Genomic DNA, 23,506 nt, shown 5'->3' on the forward strand with positions numbered 1-23,506 from the left:
GACGACGGCACGGGCCGCGCCGGGCGACACGGGCGCCGCGCCGGCCTGCCCGGCCCCGGGTGCGCGGCGGCACCCGGGGCGGGTGGTCCGGTCACTGACCGGCGAACTTCTCGCTGACCGCCTGGTACACGCCCTTGGCCTCGGCGCCGAGCCGCGGTCCGGCCAGCCAGCCGGACGTCACCGGGCCGATCGAGGTGTTGGACACCAGGGCCGGCTTCCCGTCGGAGCCCGTCGCGATCCAGCCGCCGCCGGAGGAACCCGCGGTCATGCTGCAGCCGATGCGGTACATGGTCGGGTCGGACGCGGTGAGCGACAGCCGGCCCGGCTTGTCCTCGCAATTGAACATCGTCTGACCGTCGTACGGCGGCGCGGCCGGGTAGCCGATCGCCGTCATCTCCTTCATCTTCGGCACCGCGGGGGCGTCGAAGTCCACCGGCATGGCCGAACCGACCGTCTCCTCCAGCGACTTGCCGTCGCCACCCTTCTCCGGCGTCACATGGATGACCGCGAAGTCGTAGGACGCGCCGTCCCCGCCCGTGGCGCCGCCCTGCTCGATCCACTGGTCCGAGGTCTGGGCCCAGTCGCCCCACCAGACACCGTAGGGAGCGATCTGCTCCTTGGTGGCACCCTCGATCTCCTGGGCCGACATGCCCGAGTCGTTGTACGACGGCACGAAGGCGATGTTGCGGTACCAGCCGCCCTTCTTGCCCGCGTGCACGCAGTGGCCCGCCGTCCACACCATGTTGGACTTGCCGGGGTTGGCCGGGTCCTGCACCACGGTCGCCGAGCAGACCATCGTCCCCTCGGGCGAGTCGAAGAGCAGCTTGCCCGCGGTGGGCGCGTTGTCGTGGTACGACGGCGCCACGGCCTTCGCCTGTACCGGGTCCGGCGTCGGGTCGGTCACGCCCTGGTCGCCGGAGATGTCGTTCGCGTCGACCTCCGGCTGGTCGGGCTCATCGGCGTCCCGCATGCGGTCCGGGTCCCACAGGCCCTCGATGATCGGGTTGACGAAGTCCTGCGCCTCGCGCAGCCACTTGTCCTTGTCCCAGTCCTTCCAGGCGCCGTTCCGCCACTTGTCGAGGTCGATCCCGTGCTCCTTGAGCCGGTCCGCGATGTCGTCCGGGATCTTGAGCTTGCCGTCGTCGGCGGCGGCCGTCGCGGACGTCTCGGCGCTCGCGTCGGTGTCGCCCGACTCGCAGGCGGTCGCGGTCAGGGCGAGCGTGGAGGCGAGCGCAACCGCCGCCAGGGCGGGGGAGGTTCTCCGCGACCGCCTCCCCTCGCGACGAGCGGTGGACGACGGCCGTATGGATCGCATGATCTGAACTCCCCCTGGAATGAACGAATGTGGTGCTGCGGCCGTCTTCACGGGCGACCGGGACGGGTCGCGTGGCCGCTCCGACGGCTTTCGGGAACGGCATCACACACTAGGGGTTCGCTGTGGGAGCCGTCCGACGGAACGGCAACGGTTCGGCTACAAGGCGCCTGACCAGGCCGGTCGCGTGTGGATCTCGTGAAGCGGAGGCTTACGGGGGCGGGGCGTGGGGGCGGCCACCGTCACCCGGGGCGCTGCTCGGGGCACCCGTGGGGGCCGCTGCTGGAGCGGTGTCGGGGCTGCTGGGCTGTCGCGCGCCGGGCGCACGCGGGGCGGCGCTCCGGGGGCGCGGAAGCGGTGTCCGACGGGCGCCGGGGCGCCGGTCACCTCCACTGCCCTCGGCGTGCGCGCACGTTTGTCGGTGGGGGGCCGTAGGGTGGTCGCGCTATGACAAAGCCCTCACTCCCCGAACTCCTGCATGCTGCCGTCACCGCCGTCGGCGGCGCGGAGCGCCCCGGTCAGGTGGCCATGGCCGAAGCCGTCGCCGAGGCGATCGACGACGGCGCCCATCTGCTCGTCCAGGCCGGCACCGGCACCGGTAAGTCCCTGGGCTACCTGGTGCCCGCGCTCGCGCACGGGGAGCGGGTCGTCGTGGCCACAGCCACTCTGGCGCTCCAGCGCCAGCTGGTGGAGCGGGACCTTCCGCGCACGGTGGACGCGCTCCACCCGCTGCTGCGCCGCCGCCCGGAGTTCGCGATGCTCAAGGGCCGCTCGAACTACCTGTGCCTGCACCGGCTGCACGAGGGCGTGCCGCAGGACGAGGAGGAGGGCCTCTTCGACCAGTTCGAGGCGGCCGCGCCCACCAGCAAACTGGGCCAGGACCTGCTGCGGCTGCGCGACTGGTCGGACGAGACGGAGACCGGCGACCGGGACGACCTCACCCCGGGCGTCTCCGACCGGGCCTGGTCGCAGGTGTCGGTGTCCTCGCGGGAGTGCCTGGGCGCCACGAAGTGCGCGTACGGCGCGGAGTGCTTCGCGGAGGCGGCCCGCGAGCGCGCCAAGCTCGCCGAGGTGATCGTCACCAACCACGCGCTGCTCGCCATCGACGCCATCGAGGGCGCGCCGGTGCTGCCGCAGCACGAGGTGCTGATCGTGGACGAGGCGCACGAGCTGGTCTCCCGGGTCACCGGGGTGGCCACCGGCGAGCTCACCCCGGGGCAGGTGAACCGCGCGGTACGGCGGGCGGCGAAACTGGCGAACGAGAAGGCCGCCGACCAACTGCAGACGGCCGCCGAGGGCTTCGAACGGCTCATGGAGCTGGCCCTGCCCGGCCGTCTCGAGGAGATCCCGGAGGACCTCGGCTACGCGCTCATGGCCCTGCGCGACGCCTGCCGCACGGTGATCTCCGCGATCGGCGGCACCCGGGACAAGTCGGTGCAGGACGAGGACGCGGTCCGCAAGCAGGCGCTGGCCTCGGTGGAGAGCGTGCACGACGTGGCGGAGCGGATCACCAACGGCTCCGAGTGGGACGTCGTCTGGTACGAGCGCCACGACCGTTTCGGGGCCTCCCTGCGGGTGGCGCCCATGTCGGTCTCGGGGCTGCTGCGCGAGAAGCTGTTCACGGACCGTTCTGTCGTGCTCACCTCGGCGACGCTGAAGCTGGGCGGCGACTTCAACGGCGTGGGGGCGTCCCTGGGGCTCGGCCCCGAGGGCGCCGAGGGCGAGGACCTCCCGCAGTGGAAGGGCGTGGACGTCGGCTCGCCGTTCGACTACCCCAAGCAGGGAATCCTCTACGTCGCCAAGCATCTGGCCCGCCCCGCGCGGGACGGTGACCGCGCGGACATGCTGGACGAGCTCACGGAGCTGATCCAGGCGGCCGGCGGGCGCACCCTGGGTCTGTTCTCGTCGATGCGGGGCGCCCAGCTCGCCGCCGAGGAGCTGCGGTCGCGCATCCCCGAGTTCCCGATCCTTCTCCAGGGGGAGGAGACGCTCGGCGAGCTGATCAAGAACTTCGCGGCCGATCCCCGGACGTGCCTCTTCGGCACGCTGTCGCTCTGGCAGGGCGTGGACGTCCCGGGGCCCAGCTGCCAGCTGGTGGTCATGGACAAGATCCCCTTCCCGCGTCCGGACGACCCGCTGATGAGCGCCCGCCAGAAGGCGGTGGAGGAGGCGGGAGGCAACGGTTTCATGGCGGTCGCCGCCACCCACGCGGCGCTGCTCATGGCCCAGGGCGCGGGCCGCCTGGTCCGCGCCTCGGGCGACCGCGGTGTGGTCGCGGTCCTCGACCCCCGCCTGGCGACGGCGCGCTACGGCAGCTACCTGAAGGCCTCGATGCCGGACTTCTGGTACACGACGGACCGCAACCAGGTGCGGAAGTCCCTGTCGGCGATCGACGCGGCGGCACAGCAGACGGAGTAGGCGGGCCTTGTCGCTCCGCCCTCCCCAGCAGGGGGTGCGGCTTACGCCCGGGTGAGCGGAGGCGGGCCTCCGGAAGCCGCCCTGAGCCGCTTCATGCGGACGGGCGGGCGGAACCGGTGCGCCGCCCCCTGCCACCGGCGGCACTCACGCCTCGAAGCCGCCCCTGGCCGTTCGTGCCGGCATCGCTGGGCCCTAGGCGCGGGCGTGCTCACAAGCTGTGGCCTGGGCGGCCGGAGGCCGCCGGCGGGCACCGCCGGCGGATCTGGGTGCCGGAGGCGGCTCGCGACGTCCGGGGGCGCCGCCGGTGCCGACCGACGCGTGCGGCACCCGGGAGGCGTCGCCGGCACCGCGAGCTCTTAGGTTCGGGGCGCCGCATGCGGCGTCCCGAACAGCACAGGACCCCGGAACCGGCGCAGGGGTTCCGGGGCCCGGTCGGTGGGCGGGACGGGCCGGGGGCGGCCCGGCGTCCCGCCGGGCGTCAGACGCGGCGCAGTACGGCCACCACCTTGCCGAGGATGGTCGCGTCGTCACCGGGGATCGGCTCGTAGGCCGCGTTGTGCGGGAGCAGCCAGACATGGCCGTCCTCCCGCTTGAAGCGCTTGACGGTCGCCTCGCCGTCGAGCATCGCCGCCACGATGTCGCCGTTCTCGGCGACCGGCTGGCGGCGGACCGTGACCCAGTCGCCGTCGCAGATCGCGGCCTCGATCATGGAGTCACCCACGACCTTCAGTACGAACAGCTCACCGTCACCGACGAGCTGCCGGGGCAGCGGGAAGACGTCCTCGACGGACTCCTCCGCGAGGATCGGGCCACCGGCGGCGATCCGGCCGACCAGGGGGACGTACGACGCGGCGGGCTTGCCCGCGGTGTCCGTCGGCTGCACGGAGGCGGCCTGGTCGGAGCCCCGAACCTCGTAGGCGCGCGGGCGGTGCGGGTCACGGCGCAGGAAACCCTTGCGCTCCAGCGCCATGAGCTGGTGCGCGACGGAGGAGGTGCTGGACAGCCCGACGGCCTGGCCGATCTCCCGCATCGACGGCGGGTAGCCCCGGCGCTGCACCGAGTCCCTGATGACCTCGATGACCCGGCGTTGGCGGTCGGTGAGTCCGGAGCTGTCCGCCCGGATGCCGGGAGGTCGGCCCGGCAGGGAGCGCTTGTGCGCCTCGGGATTCGTGGCTTCGTTCATCGCATGCACCGGCTCGATGCGGCCCTGGGAGCGGTCCTGGGCAGTGATGGCGGCACTGTCTGCGGTGGTGGTCACGTCGGCCCCTCTCGATGGTCTCCCTGCAGCACAACGGTAGATGCTTTCGAAAGGTTGCGCCAAACACACGTTCGAGTGAAAAATCGCGAATTGCGGTACGCGGTCTTTCGTCGGCGTGTATTGGTCGCCACGCTTCCTGTCGGACAAACGGGCCATTTGTTGTACTCTTCACCGCCGAGGTCCCCGCCGGAGCGACGGCCTCGCGGCGTGCGGGCTCAGTCTGCCATCGTGGACCTCGCGGCGTGTGAAGCGGCCCCGCCCTCTTCCGGAGTGGCACGCCCCCTTCGCGCATCAGGCACGCCTTCTCCGCAACGGGCAGCCCCCACGGGCAGCACTCCCGAGCCCGTCTTCCCGCTTCGGCGCGCGACACGCGTGCATGCCTCAATGTATGAGCCAATCCCCACATCTAGTGGTTGGATTGCGGCAGCAGCCCAGAAGTTGTGGTCCCCCCGGTCTCCGAGGCCTCCACGATCGCCTATGCTGGTGCTGCTTCGTGAGGCCCCTGAGGCCCGACGAGGACATTGAGTCTGCTGTGAGGAGGGTTGGGATCCATGCACTGCCCCTTCTGCAGGCACCCCGACAGCCGTGTCGTCGACAGCCGTACGACCGACGACGGCACGTCGATCCGCAGGCGCCGCCAGTGTCCGGACTGCTCCCGTCGTTTCACGACCGTGGAGACGTGTTCGCTCATGGTGGTCAAGCGGTCGGGAGTCACCGAGCCGTTCAGCCGCACCAAGGTCATCAACGGTGTGCGCAAGGCGTGCCAGGGGCGGCCCGTCACCGAGGACGCCCTCGCCCAGCTCGGGCAGCGGGTCGAGGAAGCGGTGCGGGCCACCGGGAGCGCCGAGCTGACCACCCATGACGTGGGACTGGCCATACTCGGCCCGTTGCAGGAGCTGGACCTCGTGGCCTACCTGCGGTTCGCGTCCGTCTACCGGGCGTTCGACTCGCTGGAGGACTTCGAGGCCGCGATCGCGGAACTCAGGCGGGCGGAGCGGCCCGCCGCGGACGACGGGGGCGGCGACGGGGCCGTTCCGGGGAGCCCGGAAGACGACAGCGGACGCACGGGGACAACGCAGGTGCCCGCGCCCGCTTCCGCCGGCGGCTGAGCGGCGGTCCGGCCCTGGGCATGAGGCCCGGGGACCGGTTCGGCCGGCGGCGACGAGAAGACCTGTTGCGGGCAGGTGAGTGGGTGCCCGCAGCATCAGACAGAACACCGTGCCACGGGAACAATCGGGGCACTTCAGGGCGTTTTCGCCCGTACAGGGAGGCGGCATGACAGAGACGGCGAGCGGTCCGGCACGGAGTTCCCGAGCCAAGGCGACCAAGCCCGGCAAGGGACTGCGGGTCGAGCGCATCCACACCACCCCTGGAGTCCACCCGTACGACGAGGTGGCCTGGGAGCGCCGTGACGTCGTCATGACCAACTGGCGCGACGGCTCGGTCAACTTCGAGCAGCGCGGCGTGGAGTTCCCCGACTTCTGGTCGGTGAACGCGGTCAACATCGTCACCAGCAAGTACTTCCGTGGTGCCGTCGGCACCCCGCAGCGCGAGACCAGCCTCAGGCAGCTGATCGACCGCATCGTGAAGACGTACCGGAAGGCCGGCGAGGACTACAAGTACTTCGCCTCGCCCGCCGACGCCGAGATCTTCGAGCACGAGCTGGCCTACGCCCTCCTGCACCAGATCTTCAGCTTCAACAGCCCCGTGTGGTTCAACGTGGGCACGCCCCAGCCGCAGCAGGTCTCCGCCTGCTTCATCCTGTCCGTCGACGACTCCATGGAGTCGATCCTCGACTGGTACAAGGAAGAGGGCATGATCTTCAAGGGCGGCTCCGGCGCAGGCCTGAACCTCTCCCGGATCCGCTCCTCCAAGGAGCTGCTCTCCTCCGGCGGCAACGCCTCCGGCCCGGTCTCCTTCATGCGCGGCGCCGACGCCTCCGCCGGCACCATCAAGTCCGGTGGTGCCACCCGCCGCGCCGCCAAGATGGTCGTCCTCGACGTGGACCACCCGGACATCGAGGACTTCATCGAGACCAAGGTGAAGGAGGAGGAGAAGATCCGCGTCCTGCGCGACGCGGGCTTCGACATGGACCTGGGCGGCGACGACATCGCCTCCGTCCAGTACCAGAACGCCAACAACTCGGTCCGCGTGAACGACGAGTTCATGGAAGCGGTCGAGAAGGGCGGCAAGTTCGGCCTGCGCGCCCGCATGACCGGCGAGGTTATCGAGGAGGTCGACGCGAAGGAGCTCTTCCGCAAGCTCGCCGAGGCCGCGTGGGCCTGCGCCGACCCGGGCATCCAGTACGACGGCGTCATCAACAACTGGCACACCTGCCCCGAGTCCGGCCGGATCACCGCGTCGAACCCGTGCAGCGAGTACATGCACCTGGACAACACGTCCTGCAACCTGGCCTCGCTGAACCTGATGAAGTTCCTCAAGGACGACGGCAAGGGCAGCCAGTCCTTCCAGACCGAGCGCTTCCAGAAGGTCGTCGAGCTGGTCATCACCGCGATGGACATCTCGATCTGCTTCGCGGACTTCCCCACCGAGAAGATCGGTGAGAACACCCGCGCCTTCCGCCAGCTCGGCATCGGCTACGCCAACCTCGGCGCCCTGCTGATGGCCACCGGTCACGCCTACGACTCCGACGGCGGCCGCTCCCTCGCCGGGTCCATCACCTCCCTGATGACCGGCACCGCCTACCGCCGTTCCGCGGAACTCGCCGCGATCGTCGGCCCGTACGACGGCTACGCCCGCAACGCCGACGCCCACAAGCGCGTCATGAAGCAGCACGCCGACGCCAACGGCACGGCCGTCCGCATGGACGACCTCGACACCCCGGTGTGGGCCGCCGCCACCGAGGCCTGGCAGGACGTGCTGCGCCTCGGCGAGAAGAACGGCTTCCGCAACGCCCAGGCGTCCGTGCTCGCCCCGACCGGCACCATCGGCCTGGCGATGTCCTGCGACACCACGGGTGTCGAGCCCGACCTGGCGCTGGTCAAGTTCAAGAAGCTGGTCGGCGGCGGCTCGATGCAGATCGTCAACGGCACCGTCCCGCAGGCCCTGCGCCGCCTGGGCTACCAGGAGGAGCAGATCGAGGCGATCGTCGCCCACATCGCCGAGAACGGCAACGTGATCGACGCCCCCGGTCTCAAGCAGGAGCACTACGAGGTGTTCGACTGCGCCATGGGCGAGCGCGCCATCTCCCCGATGGGCCACGTCCGCATGATGGCCGCGATCCAGCCCTGGATCTCCGGCGCCATCTCCAAGACGGTCAACATGCCGGAGACGGCGACCGTCGAGGAGGTCGAGGAGATCTACTTCGAGGCCTGGAAGCTGGGCGTCAAGGCGCTCGCCATCTACCGCGACAACTGCAAGGTCGGCCAGCCGCTCTCCGCGAAGACCAAGGAGAAGGAGAAGACCGAGGTCACGGAGAAGGCCGAGGAGACGATCCGCGCCGCGGTCGAGAAGGTGGTCGAGTACCGCCCCGTCCGCAAGCGCCTGCCCAAGGGCCGTCCCGGCATCACCACCTCCTTCACGGTGGGCGGCGCCGAGGGCTACATGACCGCCAACTCCTACCCGGACGACGGTCTCGGCGAGGTCTTCCTGAAGATGTCCAAGCAGGGCTCGACGCTCGCGGGCATGATGGACGCGTTCTCCATCGCCGTCTCGGTGGGCCTCCAGTACGGCGTGCCGCTGGAGACGTACGTCTCGAAGTTCACCAACATGCGCTTCGAGCCGGCCGGCATGACGGACGACCCGGACGTGCGGATGGCGCAGTCGATCGTCGACTACATCTTCCGCCGCCTGGCGTTGGACTTCCTGCCCTTCGAGACGCGCTCCGCGCTCGGCATCCACTCCGCCGAGGAGCGCCAGCGTCACCTGGAGACCGGCTCCTACGAGCCGACCGACGACGAGGTCGACGTCGAGGGCCTCGCCCAGTCGGCCCCGCGTGCCCAGGAGCTGAAGGCGGTCGCCGCGCCGAAGGCCGAGACCGAGGCGGCCAAGCCCGCCCCGAAGCAGGCCCACACCAGCGCCGAGCTGGTGGAGATGCAGCTGGGCATCCAGGCGGACGCCCCGCTCTGCTTCTCCTGCGGTACGAAGATGCAGCGGGCCGGCTCCTGCTACATCTGCGAGGGCTGCGGCTCGACCAGCGGCTGCAGCTGACGCGATGATGCGCCGCTGAGGCGTAGATCTGCTGCCCAGGGCGGTGGAGCCGTTTCCCCGGCTCCACCGCCCTCGGCGTGCCGCCCCGGCTCTCGGCGTGCCCCCCCCGGCTCTCGGCGTCCGGCCCCCGGCCCCCGGTCCTCGGCGTCCGGCCCCCGGCTCTCGGGGTGACGTGCTCTGCCGCCGCGTCGAGGGCGTGTCTTGTCGCCGAAACGCCCGACATGGGATGCTCCGGCTCATGATCAACAGAATCGAGTCTCCCGCGCACCGGTGAGCGCCACGTCAGGGGCCGGGAACGCCGGCCCTCCCATCACGCTGTTCCAGCACGCGCTGCGGCTTCACCGCCTGACGCCGGACACGCCTCTCTTCCGTGGCGGGGGAACCGTTTCCCGAAGGCGAGGGGCGTCCTCGCCGCTGGGCGGGGCTTCCGTACGACTCCGAGGCCGGGGCCGCCCGGGCCGCCGAGATCCTTTCCGCCCACTTCGCGGACGACCGCGCTCCGTCGTTTCGGCTGGTCCGGGAACTGCGCGATCTCCCGTTCCCTTATGGGAGCGACGAACGCCTCAAGGCAGTCGCGCTGCGGGCACCGGCGGCCCGGGTCCGGAAGACCGGCCGCCTGCTGGTCCGGTACGGGACCGACCCCACCCCCGTCGCCGTCGGACTCGCCCTGCTCACCGAGGTCGCCACGGCGCGGGACATCCCCCTGATCCAGACCATCGGGCTCTTGTCGAAGCCCTTCGCACCTGCGGCGGTCATGGCCCTGGATCGCCTGCCGGGCGGCGTCGAGGCACTGATCTGGCTGGCGGAACGGGTGACCGTCTGGGGCCGGGTCCACGCGGTGGACAAGCTCCTCCGGCGCAGGGACGACCACCCGGCCGTCCGGCCCTGGCTGCTGCGCAGAGCCGTCGACGGGGGATCACCTCAACGCCTACTTCGCGGCCGAGGTGGCCCGGGCGACCGCGCTTCACGAGGTCGTCTGGCGGTCCGGGGACGACGCCGAGGTCGTGGATCACGCGGGGCGGCTGCTCCATGTCATGAAGCACTGCGAGGGCATGGGGACCTCACTGCGCCAGTACGAGCACGCGGTCACGGTGATGGAGGCCCACGCCCGCCACATCAGGGTCCTGGGGCCGACGGCCGAACGGTATTTCACGGCGGCGAGTCTCGCCCAGTACCTGGGCACGCAGACCCCCGCCTGGTCCGACGACCCCGCGCTGGGCGCGCATTGGGAAGGTGTTCGGATGTCGTACCTCGACCTCACCGACCGCGCGGACCGGTGCGACGTCGCGCGGAAGGGACTCGCGGCCGGGGACTGGCGGATGACCTGGCTGGCGGGCTCCATGGCACCTGAACTCGACCTCCGAGCCTTCCGCGACCTCCGAACCTTGCGCAACGGCCGCGACGGCGAGCCGTGATCGTCGTGCCGGTGTGACACGTGGGCGAGCCCACGCGGGCGGTGGCGCCGGGGTCAGCGGTGCCACCGCCCGCCGCGTACCGCTCCTCGCCGTGCCGTCGTTCAGGCCCGGCGGCTCGCGCCCATGTCGCGGGCGAAGGCCGCCGGGTCGCCGTCGAAGCCCTGGACGCCCGGGCGGAACTCCCAGGGCCCGGACCCCTCCCGTGCGAACTCGCCTACGATCGCGGCCGTCGCCCCCGGCACCCCGCCGAAGTCGTCCTCGGCCAGGACGTCGTAGCCCTCGCGGATGCGCAGCCCCGGGTTGCCCACCCCGGAGAACGTCCGCGGGGCCTGCAACTGCTGGATGACGACACCGACCAGCACGCGCCCGTACCGCTCGTCCAGGCGGTCCAGTTCCAGCGTCATGACCTCGTCGTACCCGAAGCCCTTGCCGTCCTGGCTGTCCCGGTTGAGCGTGATGGTGCCGTCGGGGGAGCGGCTGTCGAAGTGCACCACGTAGGCGGGTTCGCCGTACGGGGCGTCCGCCAGGTAGGGCGCGGCGACGAGATCGAGGTCGGTGGAGGGCTCTCCCGTCGGACTCGGATCCCACCGCAGCGCGATCTCGACCTTGCTGATCCCCTTGCTGAGGGCGTTCACCAGCTGTCCCCTTCCTCGTGACCGTCCTGCCGGCACCCCAACTGCCGTGTTCTTCCGGCAGATTGTCCATCCTGCCACGCTGGCGCCGCCGGGCGCCGGGGTGCAGTCGATGCGAGGGCCAACGGTGTCGAGCTCCCTGGCCTTACGATGGCGCGGTGCTGGTCAAGTGGATTCGCTGCACCGTGGTGGACCGTCGGGGGTTCGAGCGGGCGCAGCGGAAGTGGGCGGGGCTTCTGGGGGAGCCGGGGTTTCGCGCGCAGGGCGGAGGCTGGAGCCGGGGGCGGCCGGACGTGGCGCACATCTTCTCGTTCTGGGAGAGCCGCGCCTTCTACGACTCCTTCATGGCCCGGTCCCACGACCGGCTCGCCTCCTCCCAGGCCGGCACCTTCAAGGACGCCCAGGTCAGGCTCTTCGACCACCGTTTCGACGTGAAGACCGGGTTCGAGCCCCGTTTCACCGACGCCGATCTGATCAGGGTCGCGCTGTGCCGCGTGCACGAGGAACGCGCCGAACACTTCGTCCTGATGCAGGAGAAGGTGTGGAACCCGGCGATGGCCGGATCGCCCGGCATGGTGCGGGGCCTGTTCGGGGAGGCACCGGGCAGCGAGTACATGATCCTCTCGATGTGGCGATCGGCCGCCGAGCACGGGAAGTACCGCACCGAGCGCGTGGAGCGACTGGCGCTGCGGGCGCAGACGGAGGCGGACGTCGCGGCCCTCGCGGGGGACATCGTGGACATGGAGTCCGCCTGGACGGTGTGAGACCGGCGGCGTCGAAGGCGGATCGCTGTGCGGACCGGTGCGGCTGCGCGGGGCGCACATGTGTGACATATGCCGTACGAAACCCGCACGAGTGCCCGAAGTGCTGTCACCCGATCTAGGGTTTTGCCATGGCACGACCACGGCGCATCGTCCTTGTCCGGCACGGTGAATCAACGGGCAATGTTGACGACACCGTCTATGAGCGCGAACCCGATCACGCCCTGGGCCTCACCGAGCGGGGCAGGAAGCAGGCCGAGGCGACGGGCGAGCGGCTCCGTGACCTGTTCGGCCAGGAGCTCGTCAGCGTCTACGTGTCCCCTTACCGACGGACGCTCGAGACGTTGGGCGCCTTCGGTCTCGATCCGGACCGGATACGCGTGCGTGAGGAACCGCGACTGCGCGAGCAGGACTGGGGCAACTGGCAGGACCGCGAGGACGTCCGGCTGCAGAAGGCCTACCGTGACGCCTACGGCCACTTCTTCTACCGCTTCGCCCAGGGTGAGTCCGGCGCCGACGTCTACGACCGGGTCGGGGGCTTCCTGGAGAGCCTGTTCCGCAGTTTCGAGGACCCGGACCACCCGCCCAACGTCCTCATCGTCACCCACGGTCTGGCCATGCGGCTGTTCTGCATGCGGTGGTTCCACTGGACCGTCGCGGAGTTCGAGTCCCTGTCCAACCCGGGGAACGCCGAGGTCAGGATGCTCGTTCTGGGGGAGAACGGGAAGTACGCCCTTGACCGGCCGTTCGAGCGGTGGCGTGATCCGGAGACGTACGGGATCACCGGAATCACCGGATGACGCGATCACCCGAATCACCGGATGACTGGATCACCGGACCGTCGGATCACCGGTTGACCGAATCGTTCGGGAGCACCGGATGGACGACGACATGTGGGTTGGCCGGCGGGCGCCGGATGGGAGAGTTGCGAGGCGATGACCACTGATCTGTCAGCCGAGGGGCGCCTGGAGCGCGCCCTGGCGAGCCTGCGCGGCCTGTCGGTGGGGGACGCGCTCGGCTCGCAGTTCTTCGTCCCGGTGAACTACCCGCTGCTCAAGCGCCGTGAGCTGCCCGAGGGTCCCTGCCAGTGGACCGACGACACGGAGATGGCGTGCTCCGTCGTCACCGTCCTCGCCGCGCACCACCGGATCGACCAGGACGCCCTGGCACACTCCTTCGCCCACCGCCACGACTTCGACCGTGGGTACGGCCCCGCGGTCAACCGGCTGCTGCGCCTGGTCCGCGAAGGCGGCGACTGGCGCGAACTGGCCGCCGACCTCTTCGACGGGCAGGGCTCGTGGGGCAACGGCGCCGCGATGCGAATCGCCCCGCTGGGCGCCTGGTACGCCGACGACCCCGAGCAGGCCACGCACCAGGCGGAGATCTCCGCCTACCCCACGCACCAGCACCGCGAGGCCGTGGTCGGCGCCATGGCCGTAGCGGCGGCAGCCGCCCTCGCCGCCGCGCCGGACGGTCCTCCCGACGCCGAGGCCCTCCTCGACGGGGTCATCGCGCTGGTGCCCGCGCGGAGCGCGGTCGGCGCGGGACTGCGCCGGGCCCGCGACATGCTCGACTACAGCGACGCGACCACCGTCGCGGCCGTCCTCGGCTGCGGACGGCGTACGACCGCCCACGACACCGTGCCCTTCGCGATCTGGTCCGCCGCCCGCTCCCTGGGCGACTACGAGCGGGCCTTCTGGACGACCGCACAGGTGGGCGGGGACGTCGACACCACCTGCGCCATCGTGGGCGGGGTGCTGGCCGCCGGGGCGGCGGGGGCGCCGCCCCCGGAATGGGTCGAGCGGGTGGAGCCGTTGCCGGAGTGGGTGCGGGTCGGGGTCTGAGACCTTGGTCAGCTGTCTACGGCGGTGACTCTTTCGGAACTCTCCGTGTGCGTCAGGAACTCTCCGTGACCGGCCGGTCGTTGTCGGTGTGTCTGCTGCGGATGATGTGAGGTCCTGTGGGAGCTGACACGTGTAGGCATGCAGCGGGAGCGGGAGCGTTCGTGGGGAGGGGAGGTGGGCCGCATGGTGCGGTGGACGGGCGTCGTGTTCGTCCTGGGTGCCTCGGGCGTCCTGCGTGCCCTGTTGCTCCGGGACGCGGGCCGGCCCGGCGTTGCCCGGCCGGCCCCCGTGAGGTCGGCCGGAGCGCTGCCGGGCCGGATACGTACGGCGGTCCTCCCGCCGGCGATGTCGGCCGCGTCAGCCGATCCCGGGTCCGGCCGAACCGGACAGCGCCTCCAGGTCGCTCTTGCGGACGCGGATGACGAGCCAGGCGACGGCCAGGGCCAGCACCGCCATCGCGGCGGCCGGGACGAAGGCCGAGGAGATGCCCTCCGCGAGCACCTCGTGCCCCCAGGGCGAGGGAAGCTGTTGGGTCTGGGCGAACTCCGCCTTCTGCTGCGCCGTCCCCTCGGCGAGGAAGTTCGGCACCTGCTTCTCCGCCTCGTCCCGGCTGGCGGTGCCGAACACCGTGGTCAGCAGGGCGAGGCCCACCGATCCGCCCACCTGCTGGGTGGCGTTGAGCAGGCCGGAGGCCGCGCCGGCCTCGTGCTGAGCCACCCCGGAGACCGCGGTGAGCGTCAGCGTCACGAAGTTCAGGCCCATGCCCAGTCCGAAGATCAGCATCGGTCCGAGGATCCCGCTGACGTAGGAGCTGTCCGAGCTGATCAGCGTCTGCCAGGCCAGACCGGTCGCGGCGAGGGTCGAACCGATGATCATGAAGGGCTTCGGCCCGAACACCGGGAGGAACCGCTGCGACACCCCCGCCCCGATGGCGATCACAACCGTCACCGGCAGGAAGGCGAGACCGGCCTCGATCGGGGTGTAGCCGAGCACGTTCTGTACGAAGAGGACGATGTAGAAGAACATGCCGAACATCGCCGCGGCGAGGCTGAGCATGATCACATATGTGCCCGAGCGGTTGCGGTCGGCGAACATCCGCAGCGGGGTGATCGGCTCCTTGGCGCGGGACTCGATCAGCGCGAAGCCCACCAGCAGGACCGCCGAGGCGACGAACGAGCCGATGGTGACGCTGTCCCGCCAGCCCTCCTCCGCGGCGCGGATGAAGCCGTAGACGAGCGTGGCCATACCGGCCGTCGAGGTGACCGCCCCCGCGATGTCGAAACGGCCGGTGTGTCGTTCGGACTCGTTGATGTACATCGGCGTGAGGACGGCGATCAGCAGACCGATCGGGACGTTGACGAAGAGCACCCACCGCCAGTCGAGCCACTCGGTGAGCATGCCGCCCGCGAGCAGGCCGATGGCGCCGCCGCCCGCCGAGACCGCGGCGAAGACGCCGAAGGCGCGGTTGCGTTCGGGCCCCTCCGGGAACGTGGTGGTGATGAGCGCCAACGAGGTCGGCGAGGCGATCGCACCGCCCACGCCCTGCAGCACGCGCGCCGCGAGCAGCTGCCAGGGCTCCTGGGCCAGCCCGCCGAGCAGCGAGGCGACGGTGAAGAGCAGGATGCCGCTCATGAAGACGCGGCGGCGGCCGAGGATGTCACCGGCCCGGCCGCCGAGCAGCAGCAGACCGCCGAAGGTCAGGGTGTAGGCGCTGACCACCCAGGTGAGGTCGGTGGTGCTGAACTGCAGTGCATTCTGGATGTGCGGGAGCGCGATATTCACAATCGTCGCGTCGAGTACGACCATGAGTTGACAGGCCGCGATGACGGCGAGCGCGATGCCGGGGCGCCCTGGCCGGCGAGCCGCACCCGGCTTCGGGTCCTGGAGCAAAGGAGAGGTGGTCACTATGGGTCCCCCACGAGTGAGTTAGTGAACGAGCGCGTTCACTGTTGCGCCAACCGTAGAAGTCCCCGACAGTGAACGCAACCGTTCACTGAGAGGTCGTCGCCCGGCGTGTCCCCCTTCGGCGTCGTGCGGCGTGTGCTTCATCCCCGAATGTCCGCTTCCTCTTCTTGGTGGAGAGAGTCAGATGGTTACTTCGAGCTGGGCGGACGCCCACGCTCAGTCGGCAGCCTCCCGTCGCCGCGGCGCCGTACTGGAACGCGCGATCCTCGAGTCCGCGCTGGACCAGCTCAGTACGGTCGGCTGGAACGGCCTGACGATGGAGGGTGTCGCCGCCGGCGCCCAGACCGGGAAGGCCGCCGTCTACCGGCGCTGGCCCTCCAAGGAGGACCTCGTCGCGGACGCTCTGCGGGCAGCGCTGCCCGAGTTCGAGAAGGCGCCCGATCTGGGAAGCGTGCGTGCGGACCTGCTGGAGCTGTGCCGCCGGGCCCGGGACGCGATGTTCTCCCGGCCGGGCTGTGCTTTGCGTGCGGTCATTCACGAGTGCGACACCACGGAGGCCGAACGCTTCCACGCGGTGATCTTCACTGGAGTCGTCGAGCCGACTCTGGCCATGCTCCGCGAGGTGCTCGAGCGCGGAATCGAGCGGGGAGAGGTGCGCGCCGACGCCGCCAACGGCTACGTGATCGACGCCGTGCCGGCGATGATGATGTACCGGTCGAAGATGTGCGGCAGCGAATGGGCCGATGGCGATCTGGAGCAGATGATCGACCAGTTGATGGTCCCGCTGCTGCGGCCGCACGGCGCCTGATCCGCCTGCCGGTCCCGGTGGCGGCCGCACTGAGGCAACCGGGGTGTCGCACGCCGAACCGGGCGGCGTACGCTAAGGGCGCCATGCCGTACGAACCACCTACTCACACCGTCGAGCGCTCACTCCGCGCCACGACCGGAGCGAAGATCGTTGCAGGTGTCGACGAGGTGGGGCGTGGCGCGTGGGCCGGCCCGGTCACCGTCTGTGCGGCGATCACCGGACTGCGCCGTCCCCCCGAGGGACTCACCGACTCCAAGCTCCTCACCGTCAAGCGCCGCACGGAGCTCGCCGAGATACTGCGGAGCTGGGTGACGTCGTACGCCCTGGGGCACGCGTCGCCCGAGGAGATCGACGACATGGGGATGACCGCCGCGCTCCGGCTCGCGGCCTGCCGCGCGCTGGAAGGGCTGCCGGTCCGGCCCGACGCGGTCATCCTCGACGGCAAGCACGACTACCTCGGCTCGCCCTGGCAGGTCCGGACGGTCATCAAGGGCGACCAGTCGTGCGTCGCCGTGGCGGCCGCGTCGGTCATCGCCAAGGTCCAGCGCGACAAAATGATGGCCGAACTGGGCCTCGCCCATGCAGACTTCGGTTTCGCGGACAACGCCGGGTATCCGTCCCCCGTGCACAGGGCCGCGCTGGAGGTCCGGGGACCCACTCCGTACCACCGGCTGTCGTGGGCGTATCTTGATGCGCTGCCCCAGTGGCGGCACCTCAAGAAGGTCCGCACCTGGACGGAAGGGCGCGTTCCGGCGATCGAAGGTCAGCTCGGCTTCGACTTCTGACGGACCGCTCGCACTGATGTGCCACCCGACGGCGCCAACCGTGCCAACGTTTGATAAAAATCAGCTCATGCCTCTCATTCCCGAGGAGCCTCAGATTCACGAGAGTGCCCAGGGTCCCCGCACCGCGCCGACCCCCCGTCCCGTACCCGGTCCCCGCCCCGCGGCTGCGTCGCGTCCCGGTCGTCCCGGCCCGCCGCGGCCGGCGCCTCCGGCGCAGCGCACGTCGCGAGAGGCGGCTCCCGCGGCCAAGCCCGGACCTTCGGGCCCGTCCGCTGCCGAGAACGGTCCGCAGATCCAGCTGATCCCGGCCTCCGCCGAGGGGGCGCTCGACGCCGCCGAGGAGGCCGTCGACCTGCTCCTGGACTCGGGCCGCGCCCCCGGCGACGTGCTGGTGATCACCACCGGTGAGCCGCATCCGTGGGCGACCCACGAACTGTCCTTCGGCGAAGCCTCCTACTGGGCCCAGCACGACGCCGGCGACGACGTCTTCTACACGGACGCCAAGGTGGCGGACCGCGCGAAGACCCGTCCGGTCGTGGTCGTCGCCGCCAACGGCGGCCCCGAGCCGGCGACCGCCTCCGCCCTCAAGGCGGCCCACGCCCGGGCCGGTGCCCTGCTGATCGTCTGCGGGGACCCGCAGCGCATCAACTCGGTGCTGGGTACCGGAGTCTGAGCCGATGCCACGGTGTCGGCGCGCCGGTGCGCCGGGTACGCCCGAGCACCGGCGGTCGCGTGGACGCGTACATCTGGAGCTTCGGTGTGCGTGGATACGGGCCTGTGCCTGTGCTGTGTCCGTGAGTGTGCCCGTGTCCGGTGGACCGATGGACGGAGTGCCGGGTGCCGGTGTGCTCGTGCATCGTGGTGTCCTCGCGCGGAGCGGCGGTGCCGGGAGGTCGGCTCGGCTCGTGTCACTGGCGGGCCGGCTTCGATCCGGGGCGGGGGACCGGGCGCGCGCGGCCTGCGAACACGGGGAGCGTGTTGCGGGCCAGGCTCACGGCACTCGGAGGCGGCGCATGTCGTTCCGCGGTCCGGAACCGCACATGCGGTTCGTCGAGCGTGCGGTCGGCTGGACGAGCGGTTGGCTGGACGTGCGGTCGGCCGAACATGTGGGTTCGTCGAACGGGCCGTTGGTGGCCGGACGTGCTGCCACCGGGTGTGTCAGGCGGACCGCGTGGCCTCGGCGGACCGCGTGATCTCAGCGGGCCGCCGCGCGCCGCAGCACTTCCGACGCCACACCGCCCGTGCGGGGTATCCGCGGGGGCGCCTCGGACATGGCGACCGGTTCCGGCGCCGAGCCGGCGCTGGGATGGCGGCCGCCCCGCCCTTCGCCGAGGACCTGCCAGCCGTCACGGGTCAGCGTGATGTACGCACCGCAGCGCAGGCCGTGGAGGGTGCAGGCGTCCCGCAGCCCCCACATCCACGCCCCGTCCTCCTCGGTCCACCGGGCGTCGCCGTCACGGCAGTAGAGCAGCACGGCGGTGCGCACCGGGGTGCGGCGCCGCAGGTCGTGGGGGATGACCCGGCGCAGCTGGGCCAGCAGCGCGTTGCGGAACATCCAGCCGTCGGCGGTGGTCGTGGTGCGCCGGGTGAACGACGCGCTCGCGCACAGCCGTTCGTCCGGGTCGAGCACGGCGACGACCGCGGTCGCCGGGCCGGGACGATGCCGGGCGTGCAGTCCGCTGACGACCTCGCGTGGACTGCGCAGCAGCGGGATTCCCGCGGCCGCCCATTCCGCAGGCTCGAGCAGACGGTTGGCGGATGCGGCGGACATCGACAGCGATGCCGCCGAGGACGGAGCGAATCCGAAGGTCACGGTCCTCCCTTCGGCTACGCCCACACTGCGGGCGGGTCGGATTCGGGGGAGCGCGCACGCAACAGAGCCCTACCTGGTCGGCGGGCGAGCCGTGCGGGTGCGTAGTTCAATTCTTCCTGTCGAACTTGGATGCGGCAACGAGCAATTGGGGCAGGGGACCGGTATCGGCGGATCCGCGGCTAATATCCCCACCCCTGGAGTGGGCGCGACGGGTCAGCCCTGCACGGCCAGTACCAGCGGCAGTACTCCCTGCGCACCGGCCCGCCGGAGCAGGCGTGCCGCGACCGCGAGCGTCCACCCCGTCTCGGTGTAGTCGTCCACCAGAAGAACCGGTCCCTGGGCCCGTGCGAGTGCCTCCGCGAGCTCGGGCGGCACGGTCAGCGAGCCGTCCAGCGCCTTCAGCCGCTGAGCGCTGTTGCTCCGGGAGAGGGAATGCCGCTCACCTGTGTTCTCCACCGACCCGAGCAGCGGCAGTCGTCCGGTCTCCGCGATGTGCGCCCCCAGGGATTGGACCAGGCGCGGCCGGCTCCGCGAGGCGACGGTCACCACGCCGACCGGCCTGGGCTGGGCGTCTGCCACACCCGCAGCCCAACCGCCGGGCCCCTTCGCCCAGTCGGCCAGCACGCCCACCGAGGCCCGGGCGACATCGTCAGGTACGGGCCCGTCCGGAGCCTGGGGTGCGAGCAGCGGACGCAGCCGGTTGCCCCAGCCGATGTCCGACAGACGCCCCAGCGCACGCCCCTGTGCCGCCTGTTCCCCTGCGGGGATACGACCCTTCAGATCCACGCCGATCGCCGGGAGTCCGGTGGGCCACATGCGCCGGGGCTCCACCTCGACGCCCGCCCGGCCGAGATCCGCGCGGGCCGCGTCCAGCGCCACGGTGGACGCCTCGGCCGTGTAGCGGGCGCCGGCGCAGTTGTCGCAGCGGCCGCAGGGTTTGGCGCCCTCGTCGTCCAACTGCCGCTGCAGGAACTCCATCCGGCAGTCCGTCGTCGTCACGTAGTCGCGCATCGCCTGCTGCTCCGCCGCGCGCTGACGGGCCACCCACGCGTACCGCTCGGCGTCGTACGTCCAGGGCCGGCCGGTCGCGATCCAGCCGCCCTTGACCCGCTGCACCGCCCCGTCCACGTCGAGCACCTTCAGCATGGTCTCCAGGCGGGAGCGGCGCAGCTCCACCAGCGGTTCCAGCGCGGGCAGCGACAGCGGCCGCTCGGCATGCGCGAGGACGTCGAGCGTGCGCCGCACGGTGTCCTCGGAGGGGAAGGCGAGCGAGGCGAAGTACTCCCAGATCGCCTCGTCCTCCTTGCCCGGCAGGAGCAGCACCTCGGCATGGCGCACTCCGCGCCCCGCGCGACCGACCTGCTGGTAGTAGGAGATCGGGGAGGACGGCGACCCCAGGTGCACCACGAAGCCCAGGTCCGGCTTGTCGAACCCCATGCCGAGGGCGGAGGTCGCGACAAGAGCCTTCACCTTGTTGGCGAGCAGGTCCTCCTCGGCCTGCTGCCGGTCGGCGTTCTCCGTCCGGCCGGTGTAGGAGGCGACGGTGTGCCCGCGGCGGCGCAGGAAGGCGGTGACCTCCTCGGCCACGGCGACGGTCAGCGTGTAGATGATGCCCGACCCGGGGAGCTGGTCCAGGTGGTCGGCGAGCCAGGCCATGCGGTGCGCGGCGTCCGGCAGGCGCAGCACGCTCAGGCTGAGGCTCTCCCGGTCCAGCGGACCCCGCAGCACCAGCGCGTCCGAGGTGCCGCCCGTGCCCAGCTGGTCGGCGACGTCGGCGGTCACCCGAGCGTTGGCCGTGGCGGTCGTGGCGAGGACGGGCACCCCTTCCGGGAGATCGCTCAGCATCGTCCGCAGCCGCCGGTAGTCGGGGCGGAAGTCGTGGCCCCAGTCGGAGATGCAGTGCGCCTCGTCGACCACGAGGAGGCCGGTCGCCGCGGCCAGCCGGGGCAGCACCTGGTCGCGGAAGTCCGGGTTGTTCAGCCGCTCGGGGCTCACCAGCAGCACATCGACGTCCCCTGCCTCGATCTCCGCCCGGATGGAGTCCCACTCCTCGCTGTTGGAGGAGTTGATGGTGCGGGCGCGGACCCCCGCCCTGGCCGCCGCGTCGACCTGGTTGCGCATCAGCGCCAGCAGCGGGGAGACGATCACGGTGGGTCCGCTGCCCTGGGCCCGCAGGAGCGCCGTTGCCACGAAGTACACCGCTGACTTGCCCCAGCCCGTGCGCTGGACGACCAGGGCCCGTCGCTTGTCGGCGACCAGGGCCTCGATCGCACGCCACTGGTCGTCGCGCAGCCGGGCGGTGCCCGTGTCGTCCCCGACGAGACGGGCGAGCACCGCGTCGGCGGCCGTCCGGAGATCCGTGTTGCTCGTGTGCTCCATGGGTCCCATCCAACAGGACGGCGCCGACATCGGTCGTGGGCTGTGGACGAAGGCCGACCGGCGCATCGGCGGGTGACATGAACCTGATGTGACTTATCCACAGGTTCAACCGGAATGTCGCAATCCGCGAGATCGTCTCGGCATGACGAACCACAGCGGGACGACCGGTCCCTCCGAGAACAGTGACATCCCGCGCCAGGGCGGACGCGAGGAAGCGGACCCACGACGGGAGGCGGCCGTGGCCCGCACCGAACCATCGGCGACCCCCGACCCGGCGGACCTGTCCTGCACCGCGTACGAGAGCCACGGTGACCAGCAGCAGGTGACCCTGCGCACTCCGGCCGAACTCGCCGACGCGGTGCCCTACCTGCTCGGCTACCGCCCCGAGGACAGCATCGTGCTCGTCTCCCTGCACGACACCGGGGGGCGGGGCAGGTTCGGGGGCCGCGCCCGGCTCGGCATCCCCGCCGACGCCGGCGACTGGCCCTCCGCTGCCCGGCAGCTCGCCCAGGGCCTGGTGACCGGCTGCGAGCGCAGGGGCGCCCGGCCCGAGCAGATGGTCGTGTTCCTCTGCCGGGACCCGGGACAGGGCGAGTCCGGTCGGCAGGTCAAGGAGCGACTCGGCCCGCTGGCTCAAGCCCTGCGGCTGGAGTGCGGTGCCCTGGACGTCCCGGTGGTGGAGGCCCTCTGTGTCTCCGGCGGCCGCTTCTGGTCCTACTGCTGCGACGACCAGGCCTGCTGCCCGCCCGACGGGACACCGATGGGCCTGCCCGGCACCTCGGTACTGGCCGCCGCGGCCACCTATGCCGGCCTGCAGGTCCGTGGCACCCTGCGCGAACTGCACGCCCGGCTTCTGCCCTGGGAGACCTCCGCCGCCCTCGACCAGCAGCGCGCGCTGGACGCCGCCGGAGCGAAGCTGATCCCCAGGATCGTCGACGAGCAGGACCGGCGCGCGGTCGCCGAGGAGACGCTGGAACTGGCAGAGTGCCTCCTGCGCCGCCTCGCCGACGCCCCTCCCGTGCCGGGCGCGCTCCCGTCGGACCTCCGCGACGACGAACTGATCACCTACGACGAGGCGGCGACGCTCATCCTGGGCCTTCAGGACCGCACCACCCGCGACCGCGCGGCCGCATGGATGGAGGGCGACGAGGCGGCCCCTGCCCTCCGCCTGTGGCGCTCCCTGGCGCGCCGCTGCGTCGGGCCGTACGGCGAGCACGCCGCGGCACCCCTCACCCTGGCCGGCTGGGTCGCCTGGTCCTCCTGCGACGAACTGGAGGCCCGGGAGGCACTCGCCATGGCGCTCGGCGCCGACCCCGACTATCTCTTCGCCCGCCTGCTGCACCAGGCGTGCAACGAGGGACTCGACCCCGAGTCCATCCGCCGCTGCCTCCGCGAGGGACGCCGCGAGGGGCGGAGGAACGGCGGGGCGGAGCCGGCCGGTGAGCGGACATCGGACGGGGCGGGCCGAGGCGCGGGATCCGCGGCCGGGGACACCCGCCCGGCTGAGGGGACCGTGGTGCCCGGCCGAGAGGCGGAGCCGCTTCCTCGAAGCCGCCGTATGCGGGCGGCCGGCCGCGGGGCACGGTCGGCCCGCCGCGAGCCCACCGCCGCCGGGCGGCTGCCGCGCCCTCGATTGGCGGCGGGCGGTGCGCGGTCCAAGGGCGCCGCGACGGGCACTGTGCGCCCCGGCGGTACGGACCGGCGCGGAGCCCAGGCCGGCGGAACCCGCCCCGGTGCGCCCGGGCCCGGAACCACGAGTCGACGCGGACACCGCCACGACACCGCCGAAGCCGCGTCGCACCCTGGGGACGCGGAGGAGTGAAAGGGAGGACACGTCAGTCATCAACGATGCACACGGTGACCACTGGGCAGTGACCCGCAGCGGGCGCGCCCGAGCCCAGGCGGGGGCGGAAGGCCGGGCCGCCGCGAACGCGCCGTAAGGAGGGAGACCAGCCGCCGATACGGCCGACGAAGGGAGTGTTTATCGTCAGGCAGACGACTATGAT

17 protein-coding genes are annotated in these 23,506 nt (G+C 71.4%); 11 read left to right on the plus strand and 6 right to left on the minus strand.

The features are described 5' to 3' along the window. Nucleotides 1-91 precede the first annotated feature (91 nt). The gene (locus tag F3L20_RS08010; RefSeq protein WP_150153368.1) at nucleotides 92-1,315 is read right to left on the minus strand and encodes a trypsin-like serine peptidase; all 1,224 of its coding nucleotides are present in this window, start codon (nucleotides 1,313-1,315) and stop codon (nucleotides 92-94) included. A 444-nt stretch (nucleotides 1,316-1,759) separates the two neighbouring features. On the opposite strand from F3L20_RS08010, the gene F3L20_RS08015 reads away from it, so the two are divergent. Continuing rightward, nucleotides 1,760-3,730, plus strand: a complete 1,971-nt coding sequence (locus tag F3L20_RS08015) for an ATP-dependent DNA helicase (RefSeq protein ID WP_150153370.1) — start codon at nucleotides 1,760-1,762, stop codon at nucleotides 3,728-3,730. Nucleotides 3,731-4,208: 478 nt separating this feature from the next. Here F3L20_RS08015 and lexA read toward each other — a convergent pair whose 3' ends face one another. Next, nucleotides 4,209-4,988, minus strand: a complete 780-nt coding sequence (gene lexA / locus F3L20_RS08020) for a transcriptional repressor LexA (protein ID WP_024885652.1) — start codon at nucleotides 4,986-4,988, stop codon at nucleotides 4,209-4,211. A 551-nt stretch (nucleotides 4,989-5,539) separates the two neighbouring features. Here lexA and nrdR point away from each other — a divergent pair. From nrdR to F3L20_RS08035, 3 genes are all read left to right on the plus strand, one after another. Next, nucleotides 5,540-6,097: a transcriptional regulator NrdR gene (nrdR, locus tag F3L20_RS08025; RefSeq protein WP_150153372.1), complete on the plus strand. Its 558-nt coding sequence runs from the start codon at nucleotides 5,540-5,542 to the stop codon at nucleotides 6,095-6,097. 166 nt (nucleotides 6,098-6,263) lie between these two features. After that, on the plus strand, nucleotides 6,264-9,158 hold the full coding sequence (locus F3L20_RS08030; protein ID WP_150153374.1) for a vitamin B12-dependent ribonucleotide reductase: 2,895 nt from the start codon (nucleotides 6,264-6,266) through the stop codon (nucleotides 9,156-9,158). 944 nt (nucleotides 9,159-10,102) lie between these two features. Beyond that, nucleotides 10,103-10,573, plus strand: coding sequence for a hypothetical protein (locus tag F3L20_RS08035; protein WP_150153376.1), 471 nt, complete (start codon nucleotides 10,103-10,105; stop codon nucleotides 10,571-10,573). Nucleotides 10,574-10,674: 101 nt separating this feature from the next. On the opposite strand, the gene F3L20_RS08040 is transcribed toward F3L20_RS08035, so the two are convergent. Then, a complete protein-coding gene (locus tag F3L20_RS08040; RefSeq protein WP_150153378.1) occupies nucleotides 10,675-11,208 on the minus strand; it encodes a TerD family protein in 534 nt (177 codons plus the stop codon). 155 nt (nucleotides 11,209-11,363) lie between these two features. Between F3L20_RS08040 and F3L20_RS08045 the strand changes: the two genes are divergently transcribed. The 3 genes from F3L20_RS08045 to F3L20_RS08055 all read left to right on the plus strand — a co-directional run bounded on the left by F3L20_RS08045 (nucleotide 11,364) and on the right by F3L20_RS08055 (nucleotide 13,810). Next, complete coding sequence (locus F3L20_RS08045) at nucleotides 11,364-11,969, plus strand: YdbC family protein (RefSeq protein ID WP_150153380.1); 606 nt, start codon at nucleotides 11,364-11,366, stop codon at nucleotides 11,967-11,969. 128 nt (nucleotides 11,970-12,097) lie between these two features. After that, the gene (locus F3L20_RS08050) at nucleotides 12,098-12,766 is read left to right on the plus strand and encodes a histidine phosphatase family protein (protein WP_150153382.1); all 669 of its coding nucleotides are present in this window, start codon (nucleotides 12,098-12,100) and stop codon (nucleotides 12,764-12,766) included. A 135-nt stretch (nucleotides 12,767-12,901) separates the two neighbouring features. After that, the gene (locus tag F3L20_RS08055; protein ID WP_150153384.1) at nucleotides 12,902-13,810 is read left to right on the plus strand and encodes an ADP-ribosylglycohydrolase family protein; all 909 of its coding nucleotides are present in this window, start codon (nucleotides 12,902-12,904) and stop codon (nucleotides 13,808-13,810) included. 357 nt (nucleotides 13,811-14,167) lie between these two features. Here the strand turns inward: F3L20_RS08055 and F3L20_RS08060 are convergent, their stop codons facing one another. After that, nucleotides 14,168-15,715: an MFS transporter gene (locus tag F3L20_RS08060; protein WP_150153386.1), complete on the minus strand. Its 1,548-nt coding sequence runs from the start codon at nucleotides 15,713-15,715 to the stop codon at nucleotides 14,168-14,170. Between the two features lie 184 nt (nucleotides 15,716-15,899). Between F3L20_RS08060 and F3L20_RS08065 the strand changes: the two genes are divergently transcribed. The 3 genes from F3L20_RS08065 to F3L20_RS08075 all read left to right on the plus strand — a co-directional run bounded on the left by F3L20_RS08065 (nucleotide 15,900) and on the right by F3L20_RS08075 (nucleotide 17,981). Continuing rightward, nucleotides 15,900-16,523: a TetR/AcrR family transcriptional regulator gene (locus tag F3L20_RS08065; RefSeq protein WP_150153388.1), complete on the plus strand. Its 624-nt coding sequence runs from the start codon at nucleotides 15,900-15,902 to the stop codon at nucleotides 16,521-16,523. A gap of 83 nt (nucleotides 16,524-16,606) precedes the next feature. Beyond that, the gene (locus F3L20_RS08070; protein ID WP_150153390.1) at nucleotides 16,607-17,308 is read left to right on the plus strand and encodes a ribonuclease HII; all 702 of its coding nucleotides are present in this window, start codon (nucleotides 16,607-16,609) and stop codon (nucleotides 17,306-17,308) included. A gap of 67 nt (nucleotides 17,309-17,375) precedes the next feature. Then, complete coding sequence (locus F3L20_RS08075) at nucleotides 17,376-17,981, plus strand: hypothetical protein (RefSeq protein ID WP_150153392.1); 606 nt, start codon at nucleotides 17,376-17,378, stop codon at nucleotides 17,979-17,981. Between the two features lie 522 nt (nucleotides 17,982-18,503). Here F3L20_RS08075 and F3L20_RS08080 read toward each other — a convergent pair. Beyond that, the gene (locus tag F3L20_RS08080) at nucleotides 18,504-19,121 is read right to left on the minus strand and encodes a hypothetical protein (RefSeq protein WP_145828556.1); all 618 of its coding nucleotides are present in this window, start codon (nucleotides 19,119-19,121) and stop codon (nucleotides 18,504-18,506) included. A gap of 213 nt (nucleotides 19,122-19,334) precedes the next feature. Beyond that, nucleotides 19,335-21,500, minus strand: coding sequence for a RecQ family ATP-dependent DNA helicase (locus tag F3L20_RS08085; protein WP_150153394.1), 2,166 nt, complete (start codon nucleotides 21,498-21,500; stop codon nucleotides 19,335-19,337). A gap of 142 nt (nucleotides 21,501-21,642) precedes the next feature. Between F3L20_RS08085 and F3L20_RS08090 the strand changes: the two genes are divergently transcribed. Next, nucleotides 21,643-23,322 carry a DUF4192 domain-containing protein gene (locus F3L20_RS08090; protein WP_150153396.1) on the plus strand — a complete coding sequence of 560 codons (1,680 nt, stop codon included), beginning with the start codon at nucleotides 21,643-21,645 and terminating at the stop codon, nucleotides 23,320-23,322. Nucleotides 23,323-23,506 lie beyond the last annotated feature (184 nt).

Origin of the sequence: Streptomyces tendae (genome assembly GCF_008632955.1) — a bacterium.
Taxonomy (GTDB): domain Bacteria; phylum Actinomycetota; class Actinomycetes; order Streptomycetales; family Streptomycetaceae; genus Streptomyces.

Excerpts from the sequence above, each read along its gene's own strand:
- F3L20_RS08015 (WP_150153370.1), top strand. The coding sequence starts at position 1,760 with ATGACAAAGCCCTCACTCCCCGAACTCCTGCATGCTGCCGTCACCGCC.
- F3L20_RS08065 (WP_150153388.1), top strand. The coding sequence starts at position 15,900 with ATGGTTACTTCGAGCTGGGCGGACGCCCACGCTCAGTCGGCAGCCTCC.
- F3L20_RS08070 (WP_150153390.1), top strand. The coding sequence starts at position 16,607 with ATGCCGTACGAACCACCTACTCACACCGTCGAGCGCTCACTCCGCGCC.
- F3L20_RS08055 (WP_150153384.1), top strand. The coding sequence starts at position 12,902 with ATGACCACTGATCTGTCAGCCGAGGGGCGCCTGGAGCGCGCCCTGGCG.
- F3L20_RS08075 (WP_150153392.1), top strand. The coding sequence starts at position 17,376 with ATGCCTCTCATTCCCGAGGAGCCTCAGATTCACGAGAGTGCCCAGGGT.
- F3L20_RS08085 (WP_150153394.1), bottom strand. The coding sequence starts at position 21,500 with ATGGAGCACACGAGCAACACGGATCTCCGGACGGCCGCCGACGCGGTG.
- F3L20_RS08090 (WP_150153396.1), top strand. The coding sequence starts at position 21,643 with ATGACGAACCACAGCGGGACGACCGGTCCCTCCGAGAACAGTGACATC.
- nrdR (WP_150153372.1), top strand. The coding sequence starts at position 5,540 with ATGCACTGCCCCTTCTGCAGGCACCCCGACAGCCGTGTCGTCGACAGC.
- F3L20_RS08010 (WP_150153368.1), bottom strand. The coding sequence starts at position 1,315 with ATGCGATCCATACGGCCGTCGTCCACCGCTCGTCGCGAGGGGAGGCGG.
- F3L20_RS08050 (WP_150153382.1), top strand. The coding sequence starts at position 12,098 with ATGGCACGACCACGGCGCATCGTCCTTGTCCGGCACGGTGAATCAACG.
- F3L20_RS08030 (WP_150153374.1), top strand. The coding sequence starts at position 6,264 with ATGACAGAGACGGCGAGCGGTCCGGCACGGAGTTCCCGAGCCAAGGCG.